Raw genomic sequence first — 17439 nt, forward strand, 5'->3', positions numbered from 1 at the left:
ACCGGGAGGGCTGTGATGGGGGATACATGCATTCAGGTTGAATACAGGGGGCAGAGCGCCGTTATCACCTTGAACAGGCCTGATAAGAAGAACGTCTTTGACGCGAATATGTGGTCTGGCCTGGAACAGACGGTGCAGCAGCTTAAGTCCAATCTTCCCCGGGCCATCATCATAACGGGCGCCGGCAACGCTTTTTCCGCCGGCTTTGACGTGAATCCCGTGAATTCCCAGATAACAATCTTCGCAGAAGCGGTCAAAAAAAGGAGCCGTACCGCGGTTGAGGAGGTGGTGCGGTATATCCGTGAAACAGTGGATAAACTGGTGGCCCTTCCGGTGCCGATAATCGCCGCCATCAACGGCCTCGCCTTCGGGGGCGGCGCCGAGCTTGCGGTCCGGTGTGACCTGCGGGTCATGGATCCGGGAGCGGAAATCTGCTTCTCCGAAGTGCGGCTGGGGCTCATGCCTGATTGGGGCGGCGGGGTCGCCCTGAGCCGTCTCCTGGGAAGGTCCCGGGCGGCGGACCTGATCCTGACTGCCCGGAGGGTCCGGGCTGATGAGGCAATCTCCATGGGACTGGTGAATCGTATCAGTAAACCAGGGAAAAGCCTTGATGAATCCCTGGAGATAGCCGGCGGCATATCCAAAAACGGTCCCCTCGCGACCCGGGCCGCGCTGGAAGTGATACGCCGCTCCCCGGATATCCCCTTCAGGGACGCCCTGGAGTTGGAAACACTGGTCGCCTCGGATCTTATCGCATCCGGGGAATGCCTTCACGGCATCACGGCCTTTCTGAATAAGAAGGAGCCGGATTTTCCCGACCCCCAGTAGGGCCGGCGATTTTACTCTGACACCTGGGATGATCAATTATAATTAGCTCTGACCCCCTACTGTAGGAGAGAAGCATTTTGTTTATCCCCACTACCATAGAAGAAGCAAACAAGCTCGGATGGGACCGGTTTGATGTAATCCTTATAAGCGGGGATACTTATGTAGACAGCCCCTACCTGGGAAGCGCCGTGATCGGTCATGTCCTCATGGACGCGGGGTACCGCGTGGGAATCATTGCCCAGCCGGATACGGGGAACGGCAAAGACATTACGCGCCTCGGGGAGCCGGTCCTGTTCTGGGGCGTCAGCTCAGGGTCAGTGGATTCCATGGTGGCCAATTACACGGCCACGGGAAAATGGCGCAGGCAGGATGACCTGACCCCCGGCGGAGAGAATAACCGACGCCCGGACCGGGCGGTCATTGTCTATTCAAACCTGATACGCCAGTATTTTAAGGATACGGTCCCGATTGTTATCGGCGGCATTGAGGCGAGTCTCCGCCGAGTGGCTCATTATGATTTCCGCGACAACAGTATCCGCCGCTCCATCCTTTTTGATGCCAAGGCGGATATCCTGGCCTACGGCATGGCGGAGCGGACCGTGGTGGAGCTGGCGCAGTGCATCAAGTCAGGCAAAGACTTCCATGGCCTCCGCGGCATCTGCTACATCGCGGGATACACGATCAATGATTATATCAATCTCCCCTCATATGAAGACACGGCGCAGAACAAGGGCGAATTCATGGAGATGAGCCGCATCTATTTCGGCAACTGCGATCCGGTGAACGCCAGGGGAATGGTCCAGAAGCACGGGGACCGCTTCCTGATCCACAATCCTCCATCCATTCCCCTTTCCTCTGAAGAGCTGGACCGGGTCTACGAGCTTCCCTATGAAAGGGACACGCATCCCTTCTATAAAAAATTGGGAACCGTGCGCGCCCTTGACACGATCCGTTTTTCCATAACAACGCACCGGGGATGTTTCGGCGGCTGCAACTTCTGCTCCATCGCCGTGCACCAGGGAAGCGCCGTTGTTTCGCGAAGCGAAGGATCGATCTTTCGGGAGGCGAAGGGATTTGTGCGGCGCCCCGGGTTTCGCGGCATTATCGCCGATATCGGCGGCCCCACGGCGAATATGTACGGGATGGTGTGCAGGAGCATGGAGCGCCGGGGCCCGTGCGCGGATAAGCGGTGCCTGGGAGGGCACGTGTGCCGCACCATGAGCGTGTCCCACAAGAGCCAGATAAGCCTTCTTCGCAAGATCAGGGGGATACCCGGCGTCCGCAAATCCTTTGTGGCTTCCGGAATTCGCCATGACCTGGTCATGGCCGATAGCCGGGCCGGGGAGGAATATCTTTCCGAGGTCGTGAAGAACCATGTTTCCGGTCAGCTCAAGATCGCGCCGGAGCATTGCGTGGACAGCGTCCTCGAGCTTATGGGGAAGCCCTCGGTGGAAAGCCTTCTGCCCTTTCGCGATCTTTTTTTCCGCCTTACGAAGCAATACCGGAAGAAGCAGTTTCTCACCTACTACTTCATCGCCGCCCACCCCGGGAGCACCCTGAACCACATGAAGTCCCTGCGATGGTTCGTCCAGAACGAGCTCCACCTTGACCCTGAGCAGGTGCAGATATTCACGCCCCTGCCGTCGACCTGGTCCACGGTCATGTATTACACGGGCATCGATCCCTTTACCGGCGACCAGGTCTTCGTGGAGAGGAACAACGCGGAAAAAGAGAAGCAGAAGAAGGCCCTGGGCCGCCCCCATAAGAAATGAAAGCCGTTCCCGGGAGCCGCATTCCTACCGGATTTGCGGCTTCGGTTCTTACTTATACACGATGCCGGCAAAGGTGCGCCGCATGCCCCTCGTATACCTGAACGCCGGGTGTCCCGCTATCATGGCCAGGGAGACCCTGTTTTCCGCCGGGATCCCCCATTTTTCCTTGAGCTTTTTCTCCCGCTCCAGAGCGAAGGCCACGGTGCCGATCATGCAGGTGCCGAGTCCGAGGGATTCCGCCGCGATCATGGCGTAGGTGCAGGCGATGTGGCCGTCGACCGGGTCGGCATAGGGTGACTGGTGGAAGAGAAGAACCGCCGGGGCTCCGTAGAAAAGTAGGTCAACCTTTCGCTTTCGTTCCTCGATCATCATCTTCGTGGCGGGAAGGATGAAATCCCTGAACGCTTCCACATCGGCCTTTTTCATGAAAGGCCTCATTAACGCCATTACGACCGGGTTGAAGAAGCGCTGCCATTTCTCGAAGACCCTGAGGATGTCGCCGGCGCATTCCTGGACCCGGTCAAAACCATGGACAACGGTAACAGCCACGTCAGAAGGTGGAATCCCCATGGGGGCGCTGGTGGACATGGAGAGAAGACGATCGATTGTTTTCTTTTCAATTTCCCTATCGGCAAATTCCCTGACACTGCGGCGGCAGAGAAGCAATGCTTCCAGCGATTCAGGTGTTGCGCGCTTCTCCTTCTTCGGAAGGACAAAACTGTCGGCAGGGCCGATCCTGCGGCCCCTTACGGTGACGGCGCCTCTGGGACAGACCATCATGCACTGGCCGCAGCCGATGCAGCCCAGGCCGTTGTCCGGGGATATGGAGGGCGTGCCGTCGATGCTGACAATCGTAAAGGATTTACACACCTTGACGCATAATCCGCACTTCGTGCAAAGTTTCAGATTGATCAGAGGCACGGCCGGTTCGTTGCCGAATCCGGTGGTTATGGTTTTTCCCGGTTTTCCTTTCATGGTATTACACCCTATGGATCGTTATAAAGGTTTCTATAAAATCACTTACCGTTTTTTCCAGTTGCAGGTCTTTATCGAGAATCAGGTATCCAATGACGCCGTCAAGGGCGGCCATGAGCGCAATGGAGGCGCCACTGACATTGAATTCTCTATACTCTCCCGCTGAAATGCCCTTTTGATACATGGTCTCAAAGAACGCGGTCATCTGGGATGTGTAACCGTCATAGAGGTGCCAGAGATTTTCGTTCGCTATCGTTTTTGTCATGGTGAGAAAAATGAAGGATAATTCCCGGGGATGCCTGATCCAGTAGGTGAGATACTGATTGATATATGAGCCAAGACCATCGGCGGCGTTCGGCCTGTCCATGGCGTCAGCCATGAAGGCCAGGATCGGCTCCATGAACAATTCGTTGGCTTTTATAAGGATATCATCTTTGCTGGAAAAATGATAGTACAGACCGCCCTTGGTCAGATTGGCCCTGGCAGCAATTGAATCCATGGAGGTGGATTCATAACCCTTCTCTACAAATTCATGGATGGCTGCATCAAGGATGTCTTTTATTCTTTTATCTTTTGATTCTTTTTTTGTCATGAATTGTACCTGTAACATAAATACCGTCGGTAGGTATTTAAATCAAGTTAATTATTGGGGGCAGAGCAAAATTTTTCTGGGGTCAGAGTAATGGTTTCACCAATATAAATTTTAAAATATATAATAAATTAGAAATGTTTATATTTACCATTGTGGTGTCAGAGCAGTTTATAAAAATGATATCCAGCCTTGCATTAGAGAAAAACATTTGAAATCTGCCGCACCTTCTTTAAGCATTGTCGCCGATAGTTATCGGTTATGATACAAATAAACAATCTCTCCAAATCTTTCGGCAGGCAGTTACTGTTCGATAATGTAAGCTTCAGCGTAAACCCGAAGGAACGCATAGGCCTGGTGGGCCGCAACGGCCATGGCAAAACCACGCTGTTCCGGATAGTTATCGGTGAGGAACAGGCTGATTCAGGCGAAATAGCCATACCCAAGGGGTACCGCATCGGCTATGTGACCCAGCACCTTCTTTTTGCGGAGCCCACCGTGCTGGCCGAGGCGTGCCGCGGCCTTCCGGAGCACCTCCACGGCGAAACCTGGATGGCGGAGAAGATCCTCTCCGGCCTGGGCTTTACGAAGCAGGACATGCAGCGATCCACGTCCGAATTTTCCGGTGGCTACCAGGTGCGGCTGGGCCTGGCCCGGGTCCTGGTTTCGGAGCCGGACCTTCTCCTACTTGACGAACCGACCAACTACCTTGACATCGTCTCGATCCGGTGGCTCGAAAAATTTCTTCGCCAGTGGAAGAGCGAGCTCATGGTCATCACCCACGACCGCTCCTTCATGGACAGCGTCACGACCCATACCGTGGGGATCCACCGGAAAAGGGTCCGGAAGATCGAGGGTGGCACCGACAAGTATTACGAGCAGATCCTAAAAGAAGAGGAGATACACGAGAAGACCCGCATCAATGACGAAAAGAAGCGCAAGGAAGCGGAGCTCTTCATAAGCCGCTTCCGCGCCAAGGCGCGCCTGGCGGGGATGGTTCAGTCGCGCATCAAGGCGCTGGAGAAACAGGACAAGCTGGACCGCCTTGATAAGATCAAGACCCTTGATTTTTCCTTCAACTACAAGCCTTTCCCCGCCAAGACGCTCATGACCGTGGAAGACCTCTCCTTTTCCTACGGCGAGGAAGAGCTGATCCCGAACGTCGGGTTCACCGTGGGCAAGGATGACCGGATCTGCGTTATCGGGAAAAACGGCAAGGGGAAAACGACCCTCCTCAAGCTCCTGGCCGGGGAGCTCGAACCGAAATCCGGCACAATCGTCTCCCATGGAGAGATGAGCATCGGCCATTTCTCCCAGACCAATACGCTCCGTCTCAACAATCTTTACACCATAGAGGAAGAGATCATGGCCGCCGGGTGCGAGCGGCAGAAGTCGCGGGATATCGCCGGCGCCATGATGTTCGAGGGGGACATGGCCCTGAAGAAGATCGAGGTCCTGTCAGGGGGGGAGAAGAGCAGGGTCCTCCTGGGGAAGATCCTGGCCCAGAAGTCGAACCTGCTGCTCCTTGACGAGCCCACGAACCATCTTGACATGGAATCCTCCGAGGCGCTCCTGGCCGCCATCGATGAGTTCGAGGGGGCGGCCATCATCGTGACCCATGACGAGATGTTCCTTCACACCCTGGCCAACCGTTTCGTGGTATTTCAGGGCGGCCGCGTCTCTGTCTTTGATGGAACGTACCAGAATTTTCTCGACAAGGTCGGATGGGAGGACGAGCGCGAAGGCCCGTCACAGCGAATTGCCGCGCCGTCTCTGAGGGCCGCGGACAGGGACGGGGTGACCAAGAAAGACTCGCGCCGTATCCGCGCCGACATCCTTGCGCGGCGGTCCAAGATCATCAACCCCCTTAAGACAAAGATAGCCGGGATCGAATCCGACATCGAGGTGAAGGAGAGGCGCCTTTCGGCCCTGAACAACGATATCATCGCTGCCTCCGGCATAGGTAAGGGCGAGACCATAGCGCAGCTCTCGCGGGAGATCCACCAGCTCCGCACCGAGATCGATTCGCTCTTTGACAGCCTGGAAACCTACATAACCGAATACGAGGAGAAGTCGAAGGCCTTTGACGCGGAAATGGACGAGCAGGGAATCACGTCCCGGGAATAGCGTTTAGCCCGGGCATTTAAATAATGGAAGGGCGGTTTTTATGGAAGTATTGATCCCCATCATATTCATTCCTTTTTTTATGCTCATGTGGGTCGGGGTGATCGGCCTCATATCGGTCATCGGCGGCTGGCGTGACCTGGCGAATTCCAACCCCGTTCCTTCGGCGCTCCATGAGACAGGGACGGCATATTCGTTCCAATCAATGCGGATCGGGTTCTTTGGCGGATACAACTCTGTCCTGAATATCACGGTGTATACCCAGGGCATCCGCATCGCTCCCATTTTCCTTTTTTCCATCTTCCACAAGCCGATTTATATCGCCTATGCCGCGATGGGAAACATTGAATTTGGCAGGTTCATAACACCTTATATGATATGCGCCGTCGGCGGTAAGAAAATCAGGCTCTATGGCGGGTGCGTCGCCGCCATAAAAGAAAAGCTGGGCCGACCGTAGCGGTTCCGTCTTCAGAGCACCTCGACGCCGATAATGACGATGTCATCGTCGATCCTGCCTGTACCGCGGTAGCTGTGCGCCGCGGCAATGATGGCATCAAGGGCCTCTCCGAGACCCATGCCCCTGGTGCTCCCTGCTATATGAAGGAAACGGTCGTACCCCAGGTATTCGCGTTTTTCGTTCGTCATTTCGGGAAGGCCGTCCGTATAGAAATAAACGCGGTCTCCGGGATCAAGAGAGATCTCCAGCGAGGGGAATGTCCTGTCGCTCAGCACCCCGATCATCGCGCCGCGTATGTCAAGATAGTCCGCCGCGTCCCGCCCGGCTCTGTGCACGATGGGCGGTGGGTGGCCCCCGCACGAGGCGGCCAACGTGATGGATTGATCGGTGCCGTTATTCTTGAAAATGCCGTATACCGCTGACATGAAATAGGAATGCATTTGCTCGTACATGTCGGCGTTGACCGCGGCCAGGTACGCCGACGGCTCATAGGCGTGGCGGCGTAGGTGCGTGCTGCTGATCGATTTGAGCAGCGACAGGAAAAGGGCGGCCGTGATGCCGTGGCCGGTGACATCGCTCAGGAAAACGGAAAGCCCGCCTTCCGCCAGCTGTATGATGTTGAAGAAGTCTCCGCCGACCGCTTCGAGGGGCAGGTAGCGGAAATCGATGTTGAGCCGGTCACAATGCGGCGGTTCGGCCGGGAGAAGGGCCCGCTGGATGATCTGGGTCGTTTTAAGGTCTTTTTCAATGGTTTCATTCCGTTCCTTTAACTGCCGGAGACTCGTGCGCAGCTCCCGTTCGAGGCGCTTGTGCTCCGTGATGTCCCGCGTAACTCCCAGCATGGCCACCGGTTTGCCCGAAGCGTCCCGTATGAAAGACGCCTGGATCTCGATATCGACTATGGCGCCGCTTCGCGTTCTTTCTTTCAGCGTGAGGATTTTTGATCTGCCCGGTTCGCGCGCTCCGTCGTTCCTGATCTCATCGCCCAGCACCGTCATTACCAGTTGCACGTCCTCTTCGTTCATTATGTCGGAGAACTGAAGCCTGGCAAACTCATCGGGGGACCATCCGGTGTTAGCCGTCACCGAGGGGCTGGTGTAGCTGAACCGCATGGTCCCCAGGTCGAAGATCCAGATTACATCGGTCACATTGTTGGTGATGAGCTTGAATAGCTCGTGCGATTCACGCAGCGCCTCGTTCATCCTCGCCATCTCCGATATGTCGTTGATGATGAGGATCCGGCCGGTGGTTATGGTTCCGGCCCGGATCTCCGACTGGCTGATCATTATCGCGCGCTTGTTCATGGGCCCGGCGGTCGTTGTCTGATAATTGCTGTAGGCCGCGTCCGTGCGGTAGTCGCTTATCAGCGTCTCCAGCCGCAGGGATGACGGCGCGGTGGCGCCGGTATTCAGGATTTTCACCGCGGCGGTGTTGATATTGAGAACAGTGCCGGTGCTGTTCAGTATGATGACGCCCTCTTTGGATGACGCGAAGAGCTCGCTCGCTATGTCGTTCAATCCGGGGGTAAGGAAGCGGTAGCGGATGATGGTGTAGAACATGAAAAGGCTCAGGATAACGCTCCATGAGGCGGTGTACCTGACGCTGTTTTCGAAGCCGGGCAGATTGGGGATGAGGAACTGGTTCAGCGCCGCGACAAAAATGGCGCAGAGAACCCCCGCCAGGATGGGCGTGAGCTGCTTGCGGCGGACCGGGTCTCCGGTCGACTGCCGGTAACGGAGGGTGAGCACCCAGGAGACCACGATGGGGATCAGCAGCACCACCAGTGTGGCGGGGGTGAAGAGGATTCCTTCGCTGAAGCGCCATCCCCAGGGATAGTGGGCGTGCCCGGATACGATCAGGTCCGTTGTCATGGCGACGATGATAGCCCCGATTGATACAGCCAGTGTGGCATAATAGAAAAAGTCCCGCCGGCGCCGCAGGAACACGTAGGTGAAGTTGGTGAAAAAAAATCCGGTCGTATACCAGAAAATAGAAGAGAATTTGCTGAAAGGGACAATAGCCGAATCATCTACGGGAAGGTGGAAGGCCGAGCTGCAAAGGACCCACAGGCTTATGGTGGCCGCAAATATCACGTAGGAGCGATTGACCTGGTTCCTGATATTCAACGCGATCGCGTAGGACATGGTGAAAAAGTTGATCAGGAACGAAAGGAGCGGTAGTATTAAATAAAGATTCATGCCTGTCAGGTCGAAGCCTTTGCCGTTATTATTCTATCCGTATACGCGCGTCCAGGGCCATCGCCCCCGAACCGTCGCCGAGAAGCCGCACCGGGTTCGCATCCAGCTCCCTGATCTGCGGGTACCTGGCCAGGAGGTGGGATACTCCCATGATCATGTCCACGAAAGCGCCGATGTCGGCGGCCTGTTTCCCCCGGGCGCCCCGGAGGATGTGGTATGATTTGAGCTGCCTGACCTTTTCCGATATTTCTTCGCGGCCGGTCGGGCAGAGGAGAAGTTTTACGTCCTTGAATACTTCAATATAGATGCCGCCGTATCCGAAAAAGACGACCGGGCCGAAGGACGCGTCCTGCTTGCCTCCGATGAACATTTCATATCCATCAGAAGCCATCTTCATGATCCTGACACCTTCGAGTCGAGCGTTTTTTGTGTACGCCTCCAGGTTCCGGCGTATCGAGTTGAATCCCCGAGCCACGGCTTCATCATCGGCTACGCCGACCAGGACGCCGCCGGCCTCCGATTTATGCAATGCGTCCGGCGAGACCACCTTCATGACGATTGGGTAGCCGAACTGTTTCGCCAGGGAGAGGGCGTCGTCGGCGTCCCGGGCCACCGCTGATTCCGCAACGGCTATGCCGAAATGCGAAAGAAGCTCCAGAGTGTCCTCGCCGGTGTCGCCGGGATGGTCCTTGATCCAGCGATCCGCCGCTGCTTCATTGATTTTGCCGGGGAGCCGCGATTCAACGGGCTTCCGCTCCTGCCTCATGTGGAAATCGCACTGCTTTTTCAGCGCAATCATCATCTCCTCGAATCCGTCGAAGATGGGGAAGTTGATGTTCTTCTTCATTGTGGATATCGTCGATGAAAGGCCGAAAATGCACGCCCCCAGGGGCTTCCCGGAGGAAAGCATGGTGCCCGTGGTTTCCTTGGACAGGTCGGTGTGGAACATCTTGTAAAAGACGTCCCCGCCGCGGGGCATGTGGGGCCACTGGCTCACGAACACGGCGCCGTCGATGTTGTCATTATGCATCACCTCGTAAAAAATCTTGGTGTAGAGGTTCGGGTCGTAGATGTCACCCATGTCAAGGGGATTGGAGAAGTTGATGACGCCGGCGTTGGAGAAGCCCTTGAGGCCCTCGTAGAATTCCCTGCCAGGGTCCGCGAAGCGGAAGCCTATCTTCTCGCACAGGTCCGCCATCATGACGGTGATGCCCCCGGCCGGGCTCATCATCATCAGGCGGTTTCCCCGCATGGGCGGCAGGTCGAAGGCCTTTGCCACGCTGATGAATTCGTAGAAATTCGATATGCGGATAATGCCGGCCCGCTCGAAGGCGGCGTCGATGATCTCGTCGTCGTTGGAAAGCGCCGCGGTGTGACTCATGGCGGCCCGGCGTCCGGCGGTGGTGGTGTTCGACTTGAGTATCATGATGGGCTTGTCGATCTTTTCGGCCGCCGCCAGGAGTTCCTTGCCCCGGGGGATGCTCTCCAGGTACATGGCGATGATTTTCGTTTCCGGATCGCGGCCGAAGTATTCCAGGAAATCGACCTCGTCCAGGTCGAGCTTGTTGCCGATGCTGGCGAATTTCGCCATGCCAAAGTTCTCGTCGGTCATGAAGTTCCAGAGCATGATGCCCACGCCGCCGCTCTGGGCGATTATCGAAAGGCCTCCCTTGGGCGGCGGAAATGACGGGATGAAGGGCAGGCAGAGGCCGTTGGCGGTGTTGGCCACGGTGAGGCCGTTGGGGCCGACGAAGCGAATGCCGTGCTTCCGGGCTTTTTCCATCAGGAGGTCGGCCAGGTTCTGCCCTTCCTGGCTCAATTCATTGAATCCCCCGGAAGGGATCGCCATCCACCGGGTCCCCTTCAGGCCGCACTCGTCCACGAGATCTGGGATCAGTCTGGAGGGCACCAGCGCGAAGACAAGGTCCGGCGTTATAGGAAGGTCGCTGACGGTCTTGTACATCCGTATGCCATTGACCTCCTTGTCGTCGGACCGCGGGTTAACGCCCAGGATCCTTCCCTTGTATCCCCATCTGATAAGGTTTTCAAGAACCAGCTTTGGGATGTTGTTCGGCTTTGACGAGAGCCCCATAATGGCGAGCGATTGGGGATAAAAGAGCTTATCCATGAAATCCTCCCTGGCGACATTGATTTAATCGAGGCCGTGCGTTTCCGGCGCTGATGATAATGGAAGACCTCCCTGATGGTCGCGGCACGGACGGGGAATGCCGACTCTTGCAATGTACAGGCGAAAAAAAATAATGTCAATAAATTTCCATGGGTTTATCGCTCAATGTTATGGGGAAGCCGGATGCCGATTCTCCGGCAATGAGCGATGACCGGTCACCGCCTTCTTATCTTCAGCTTCATCCTGAATCGCTCAAGGATCCGTACCGCGAAGGCCTCAGCCGACGGCGATAGCTCCAGGTCAATGGACCCGGAGGCGCCTTTTTTCATGAATTGCGCAAGGATTTCCAGCACCGTGTCATCATTGACGTCATCGAGGGAGCCGGCGATGGCATTCAAGTCGACTGAAACATCGACCGTTGATCCCACGGTATTGCTGCCCGTTCCCAGGAGAATGAGCAGAAGCGCCGAACGGGCCAGCTGGACGTGGTTGAATTCTTTTTTCTCCAGGTTGCGGATATTCTCGAAGAGGACCTTCTCGGACATCCGGGCCCGGTTGGCCAGGGTTTCCAGCAGGTTGATGGTGAACTCGGTGTTGTTCCGGACCAGGGCGTTCAGGTTTTCCCGATCGGCGACGGCGATGACGCAGTCGGTTACGCAGCGGGCCGTTTCGGCCCTGACGCTTTTCCCGATGACCGCCATCTCGCCGAAGAGCTGCTCGTCGTCGACGGTATCGATGGTGATGATCTCGCCGCTTTCCTTTGTCTTGTAGAAGATGATGGTGCCCTTTTTAAGCAGGTAGAATTCAGTGGCCTTGTCGCCTTCGTTGTAGATGATGGTGCCGGCCGGCATGATGCTGATGTCCTGCATGGTCGATATGGGCCGCATGAACAGCTTCCGGATCGATTCGAATCCAGGCAGCTTGAGGTTGAAGACGATTCCCTTGAAGACGCGGAAGATGTTGTAGCGCACCAGAAAGGGGAAATAGAAATTCCCCGGAGGATCGAGGAGCCGTATGACGGAGCCGCGCGGCGCATGGGGATTGGCGTGATTCTCCCACACGATAACGCCCTCCATCTCGCCTGACTTGAAGGCGGGGCACTCGAAGCGGATCATTTTCCGAATCCCGATGCCGTAGGGCTCGGCCGTCCTGAGGAAGCAGCTGGCCTGGGTGATGTCGTAGGTGATCAGTATTTCCTCGAACTCGCCGTTCGCGGTGACCTCCACGTCGGATATGATCGGTATCTTTATCTTGCTGTTTTTGAAAAAATTGGGGTTAACCGCCCCGACCAGGATGAGGATCAGGCTTATGGAGAAGGGGAAGATGCCGAGCATGATGACCTGATCCTGCTGCGGTATCTGCAGGCTCACCAGGCCGACGAATTCGGTCCGTAATGCGAGGCCGATGATGGCACTGATCATGAATACGATGACGAATATGAATCGTATCAGTCCGGGCTGCCACTGGAAGAAGTTTTCAGGCTGCCGGTCGGGCGTGCCCATGGACTGGAGTATCCACCGCTCGTATGAAGGCTGATGCATGATGACATGCCAGTCTTCGAAACGAAGGCTCATCGCCTTGATCAGGTCAAGGGGGAGCAGTGTCTGTGACTGCGCCATGAGGATCTCCAGTATGATGACCAGGAAGATCAGCAGGGGCGAGGTCAGGTATGATATATATCCGCCCGCGAGAATGAAGGTGTCAAACGAGCCGTGGAGGATAATGGGGATCCCCAGGGAGAGCAGGGAATAGTAAATTCGGTTTATCCTGGTCTCGCTCATTTTCCGGAGGCCCAGGTAGTAGCCCATGATCCCGCAGGTGGTCAGGTGAAGCGGCACGGAAAAGAGAATACGCACCGCGATGACCGATAATCCGAAATTCATGGCGTAGGATACGTTTTCAACGGCGGAAAAACCGATGCCGAACATCATGGAGGACAGGATCGATTCCATGACGCTGAAGTTGGGATAATAATAGTGCAGGAGGATGATGATAAGGAAGGCGCCGATTTTCTCTATGGCGGCCGCTTCCACGAAGCCTTCAAACAGGGGATTGCTGATATCGAGGCCCTGGAACAGGTGCGGCGACGCGAGGATGATGAGCAGGGCGAAGGCGATCCCGGAAAAAAAGCATTCAATGTGCTTGAGGTATTCCGGCTTGAACGTGAAGTATCTGAAATAGATTAAGTAAAAGACTGGAACCGGTATCAGCGCAAGTACTATCTTTTCCCAGGTCATGGCGTTGCCGCTGTGACGGGGTGTTAAGCCCGGATCACAGTATTCCCTGGAGCGAGGAAAGTTGAAGTATCCGTTTTACGTTGTCCGAGCAGTTGACGATTGTAAGGTTTTTGTCGATCTCGTTGAGCTTCTTCTTCAGCGTTAAGAGGGTGCGTATGCCTGAGGAATCGATATAATCCACAAGGGCAAGATCCACTTCCACATTCTTGTCAAAGCTTGGAATATTGGCTACCTTATCATTGAAAGGCTTCAGGGTCGTCGATTCAAGATTACCCTCGATTCCTATTTTTATTATGTCGCTGGTCTGGTTTATCTTAATTTTCATCTTTTCCTCTTGGGTTATAGGCCTGTTGACTTTTTTCTTTGATGTTGATATCATCATTAATTATCGGTTTCATGATTATGAAAATGATGATAAATTGAATTGTTGTATATCTACTTATGATTACTCATCTTGGTCCACGCCGCCTTCGGCGGCTGGATTAAATATCGTTAATTAAAAGAATTCTAATAATAAATGAATAATATGTCAACAATCTTTATTCTATAAAATAGAATTCCGTCCATCCGGTATGGCATCCTGAAATTCGGGGAGTATATTTTAACCATAGCCGTGAGGTCTTAAACTTGACAAAAATCAGCATAAAAAAAGATCATTACAATTACTTAAGGAGGATAATATGAGCAGCGAATATATTGGTACAATGATACGCGAAAGCGTAAAAAAGTTCGGCGCGTCGGTTGCCATGCGTTACAAGGAAAATGATGTATGGAAGCAAATTACCTATAATGAATTGGGCGGATTGATAAAGGAAGTCGCCAAAGCCCTTCTTGAGTATGATGTGAAGGAAGGCGAAATGGTGGGGATCTTCGCCCAGAATATGCCCCAATGGTCTATCGCCGATTTTGGGATTCTTTCTGTCCGGGGAGTGTCGGTGCCTATCTATGCCACCAATACGGCAAAACAGGCGGAATATATCGTCAATGACGCTGAGATCCGGGTATTGTTCGTCGGCGACAAGGTCCAGTATGATAAAGTAACATCATTCATTGATTCATCCAAGTATCTAAAGAAGGTCATTGTTTTTGATGAAAAGGTCCAGCTCAAGGGCGCCCATTCTGTATATCTTAAGGATTTCCTTGAGCTTGGTAAAAAATCGACGAAGGACTCCACCGTTGAAGAGAGACTGGGACGGGGTTCCGTCGATGATATCGCGACCCTGATATACACATCGGGGACCACCGGCGATCCCAAGGGCGCGATCCTCACCCATGGCAATTTTGCCCACCAGATGCGCGCCATTGACGAGCGCTTCTCGGTCGGCGTCGGCGACCGGAGCCTCTGCTTCCTGCCGTTGAGCCACGCCTACGAGCGGACATGGTCATATTACGTGTTCCGGACCGGCGCGGAGAACAATTATGTTGCCGATCAGAAGAAGATCGTGGAATTCATGCCTGATGTGAAACCCACGGCAATGGTCAGCGTGCCGCGGTTATACGAAAAAATATATTCGACAGTTTTTGACAGGCTGAAAAAAGCCTCTCCCGCCAAGGTCAAGCTCTTCCACTGGGCCCTGCGTACCGGGAAGACCTACCAGTACAAAAAGAAAAACAGGAAATTCATCGGCCCCTGGCTCGCGGTGCGGCACTCCCTGGCCGATGCCCTTGTACTGAAAAAGATCCGCGATGTCGTGGGCGGCCCGAAGAATTTCTTCTCCGCCGGCGGCGCGCCTCTATCGATAGATATCGAGGAGTTCTTTTTTGCCGCCGGTCTCCTGGTATGCCAGGGATACGGCCTTACCGAATCATCGCCCATGATCTCATGCAACGCGCCGGGGGCCTTTAAATTCGGCACCGTGGGCAGGCCCATCAAGGACTGCGAAGTGAAGATCGATGATACGGGCGAAATCCTTGCTCGCGGCGGCAACATCATGAAGGGATATTACAAGAAGCCCGAGGCCACGGCGGATACCCTCGTCAACGGATGGCTCAAGACCGGCGATGTGGGCATCATCGACGAAGACGGATTTTTGAAAATCACCGACCGGATCAAGGACCTCATCATAACATCGCAGGGCAAGAACATCGCGCCCCAGCATATTGAGACCCTGGTGGGCATGGATCACTATATAGAACAGATCGCCACCATCGGCGACAAGCGGAAATATGTTACGGCCTTAATCGTACCGTCCTTTGTGGCCCTGGAACAGTGGGCGAAGGAAAACAACATATCCTTCAGCTCCCGCGAGGACCTGGTGAAGCATCCCGACGTCATCAAGTTCTATGAAAAACGGATTGCCGACCAGTCGAAGGAGCTGGCCAATTATGAGAAGATCAAGCGCTTCACCCTCATGGCGACTGAATTCACCCAGGACGGGGGCGAGCTGACGCCGACCCTCAAGATCAAGAGAAAAGTGGTCGGCGAGAAATACAAAGAACTTATCGACTCGATGTATGCTGATGCCGGAGTGGCCGGCGACTAAAATTCGAAACGAATAGGGCCCCTGCGGGGGCCCGTTCCTGTTTAATACAGGATAAACTCTCCCGTTCCCAGGAGCTGGCCGCCGTCGGTCCAGACCTCCACCGTGTATATCCCCTGGCCCTCGAGAATTGCTCGACGGGACCACGTCCCGAATCCTTCCTTTCTTCCTCCCTTGATTTCACTCAAGGAAATGGTCAGGAGCTTTCGGCTGTTGTGGTACCATACATGGTTTATTTTTTCACTGAGGCCGCGGGGCGCAAAGATTGATGAGTAGAAATAAACCTCCGGTGTTTGAGCGGCCTTTGCCCTGTTGAAGGGATTCCATGGCCTGTAATTCTCAATGTTGATGCACGCCGTTGCTTTCGTGAGTTTCAGGGGTGAGGGAGGAATCAGGCCTCTTCCCAGCCATAACAGGGCGAGGCTAAGAATTATGCCAAGGAGATATACCAGAGTGTTCTTTACGCTCTTCAGCATATCAATGTGGGGATAAACAAATACAATTACTGCCAGTGCGGCGATGCCGCCGGATATAAGCAGGCTCCAGATGTTCCTCATTCCCATGAGTATGGGAAAGAGAAAGTTCAGTACGCAAAAGAACGTGAGCGCGTAGAACAGGGAGCTTCGTAAGGGATGACGCGCCACGAGACTCTGGTAGAGTTGAAACCATCCGGCGATGACAGCAAGGCCTACGATTACCGGGGCGAATAGTATATTGCGTGATGGAAAAGTCATGGATTCAAAATAAAACGGAAGTACGAAAAGGAGCATGTTGTTGATGATAAATATCAGGGCCGTATCCCAGAGGGAAGTTAATATGCCTGCCTTTGGCTTTGCCAGGTATAGGCGGAAGGTGATGTAGAAAAATGCGAAGATGACGGAAACTATTATAATGGGAACATATTCGAATCCCTTTTTAAAGAGCAGTATTACAATAAGGCTCGTTACAAGGGAGAAGATGGGCTGAAGTTTCATGATACGCTGGATTCCCATGGGCCAGATGTCGAAGATGGAGCGCAGATACCGGATCGTTCCCTGAAATCCGTCGGGGTAGTCGCTCCGTGGAGGAATACCTTCTGTGTAATATTGAAAGGTTCGTTTTATCATGGTTCGGTTGATAGTAACAATTACCTCGGGATAAGATGTCAAATGATATTTGGATAGTTATCGGTAAGTATTATCTCTGGATTGGTGAAGCCCCAGTAGATTTGTATTTTTCGAACTCCATTTTTTAAATTGAAAGAAAAGTAATAATTATGAAAGAGATAGTTATCGGTAATTTCTTCTGTTGATTTATGATTGATAAGAAAATGAATATTTTTCAGATATTTGCTAATAGCCAGTGCAATTATAAGCGATAAAGACATTTTATAAACCTTCCTAAGATCAAGGCATAATTCATATTCGTCTTCACGAAGGGTAATGTGGAATTTAGCCCATTGCGATACAGAATCTCTTTCCTGGTATTTAACCGGTGATTTCAGGATTTCCACTTCATTTTGATCTTCGAGAAACTGTTTTATAAGTAGTCGTATTATATTGGTTCTTGATAACTGTAGCGTTATTGATGCTTGATTCAATTCATCCATAGTCCTTTTACTCATATTGATTGTGGTTTGTATTTCCATGGGGGTTCTCCTTGATTTGATCTA

Annotated in this window: 13 protein-coding genes; 5 read left to right on the forward strand and 8 right to left on the reverse strand. The window is 53.7% G+C overall.

The genetic code is table 11. The features are described from left to right. Positions 1 to 15 precede the first annotated feature (15 nt). Together KA369_15035 and KA369_15040 are read left to right on the forward strand one after the other, a co-directional pair. Positions 16 to 828 carry an enoyl-CoA hydratase/isomerase family protein gene (locus KA369_15035; protein MBP7737292.1) on the forward strand — a complete coding sequence of 271 codons (813 nt, stop codon included), beginning with the start codon at positions 16 to 18 and terminating at the stop codon, positions 826 to 828. Positions 829 to 905: 77 nt separating this feature from the next. Further along, complete coding sequence (locus tag KA369_15040; protein ID MBP7737293.1) at positions 906 to 2600, forward strand: YgiQ family radical SAM protein; 1695 nt, start codon at positions 906 to 908, stop codon at positions 2598 to 2600. A 48-nt stretch (positions 2601 to 2648) separates the two neighbouring features. Here the strand turns inward: KA369_15040 and KA369_15045 are convergent, their stop codons facing one another. Further along, positions 2649 to 3575, reverse strand: a complete 927-nt coding sequence (locus KA369_15045) for a nitroreductase family protein (GenBank protein ID MBP7737294.1) — start codon at positions 3573 to 3575, stop codon at positions 2649 to 2651. Positions 3576 to 3579: 4 nt separating this feature from the next. Then, complete coding sequence (locus KA369_15050) at positions 3580 to 4167, reverse strand: TetR/AcrR family transcriptional regulator (protein MBP7737295.1); 588 nt, start codon at positions 4165 to 4167, stop codon at positions 3580 to 3582. Between the two features lie 258 nt (positions 4168 to 4425). Between KA369_15050 and KA369_15055 the strand changes: the two genes are divergently transcribed. Together KA369_15055 and KA369_15060 are read left to right on the forward strand one after the other, a co-directional pair. After that, the gene (locus KA369_15055) at positions 4426 to 6291 is read left to right on the forward strand and encodes an ABC-F family ATP-binding cassette domain-containing protein (GenBank protein MBP7737296.1); all 1866 of its coding nucleotides are present in this window, start codon (positions 4426 to 4428) and stop codon (positions 6289 to 6291) included. A gap of 40 nt (positions 6292 to 6331) precedes the next feature. Next, positions 6332 to 6745 carry a hypothetical protein gene (locus tag KA369_15060; protein MBP7737297.1) on the forward strand — a complete coding sequence of 138 codons (414 nt, stop codon included), beginning with the start codon at positions 6332 to 6334 and terminating at the stop codon, positions 6743 to 6745. An 11-nt stretch (positions 6746 to 6756) separates the two neighbouring features. Here KA369_15060 and KA369_15065 read toward each other — a convergent pair whose 3' ends face one another. From KA369_15065 to KA369_15080, 4 genes are all read right to left on the reverse strand, one after another. Then, a complete protein-coding gene (locus tag KA369_15065; protein ID MBP7737298.1) occupies positions 6757 to 8943 on the reverse strand; it encodes a SpoIIE family protein phosphatase in 2187 nt (728 codons plus the stop codon). A gap of 28 nt (positions 8944 to 8971) precedes the next feature. Next, positions 8972 to 11071, reverse strand: coding sequence for an acetate--CoA ligase family protein (locus KA369_15070; GenBank protein MBP7737299.1), 2100 nt, complete (start codon positions 11069 to 11071; stop codon positions 8972 to 8974). A gap of 215 nt (positions 11072 to 11286) precedes the next feature. Then, positions 11287 to 13308, reverse strand: a complete 2022-nt coding sequence (locus tag KA369_15075; GenBank protein ID MBP7737300.1) for a cyclic nucleotide-binding domain-containing protein — start codon at positions 13306 to 13308, stop codon at positions 11287 to 11289. 34 nt (positions 13309 to 13342) lie between these two features. Further along, positions 13343 to 13633 carry an STAS domain-containing protein gene (locus KA369_15080; GenBank protein MBP7737301.1) on the reverse strand — a complete coding sequence of 97 codons (291 nt, stop codon included), beginning with the start codon at positions 13631 to 13633 and terminating at the stop codon, positions 13343 to 13345. A gap of 355 nt (positions 13634 to 13988) precedes the next feature. Here KA369_15080 and KA369_15085 point away from each other — a divergent pair, with 355 nt between their 5' ends. Then, positions 13989 to 15791 carry a long-chain fatty acid--CoA ligase gene (locus KA369_15085; GenBank protein MBP7737302.1) on the forward strand — a complete coding sequence of 601 codons (1803 nt, stop codon included), beginning with the start codon at positions 13989 to 13991 and terminating at the stop codon, positions 15789 to 15791. Between the two features lie 41 nt (positions 15792 to 15832). Here KA369_15085 and KA369_15090 read toward each other — a convergent pair whose 3' ends face one another. Both KA369_15090 and KA369_15095 read right to left on the reverse strand, forming a co-directional pair. Then, on the reverse strand, positions 15833 to 16894 hold the full coding sequence (locus KA369_15090) for a DUF2914 domain-containing protein (GenBank protein MBP7737303.1): 1062 nt from the start codon (positions 16892 to 16894) through the stop codon (positions 15833 to 15835). A gap of 38 nt (positions 16895 to 16932) precedes the next feature. Next, entirely contained in the window at positions 16933 to 17415 is a 483-nt protein-coding gene (locus KA369_15095) for a hypothetical protein (protein MBP7737304.1), read from the reverse strand. Between the last annotated feature and the right edge of the window lie 24 nt (positions 17416 to 17439).

It is taken from the genome of Spirochaetota bacterium (genome assembly GCA_017999915.1).
In the GTDB taxonomy this organism is placed as follows: Bacteria; Spirochaetota; UBA4802; order UBA4802; family UBA5550; genus RBG-16-49-21.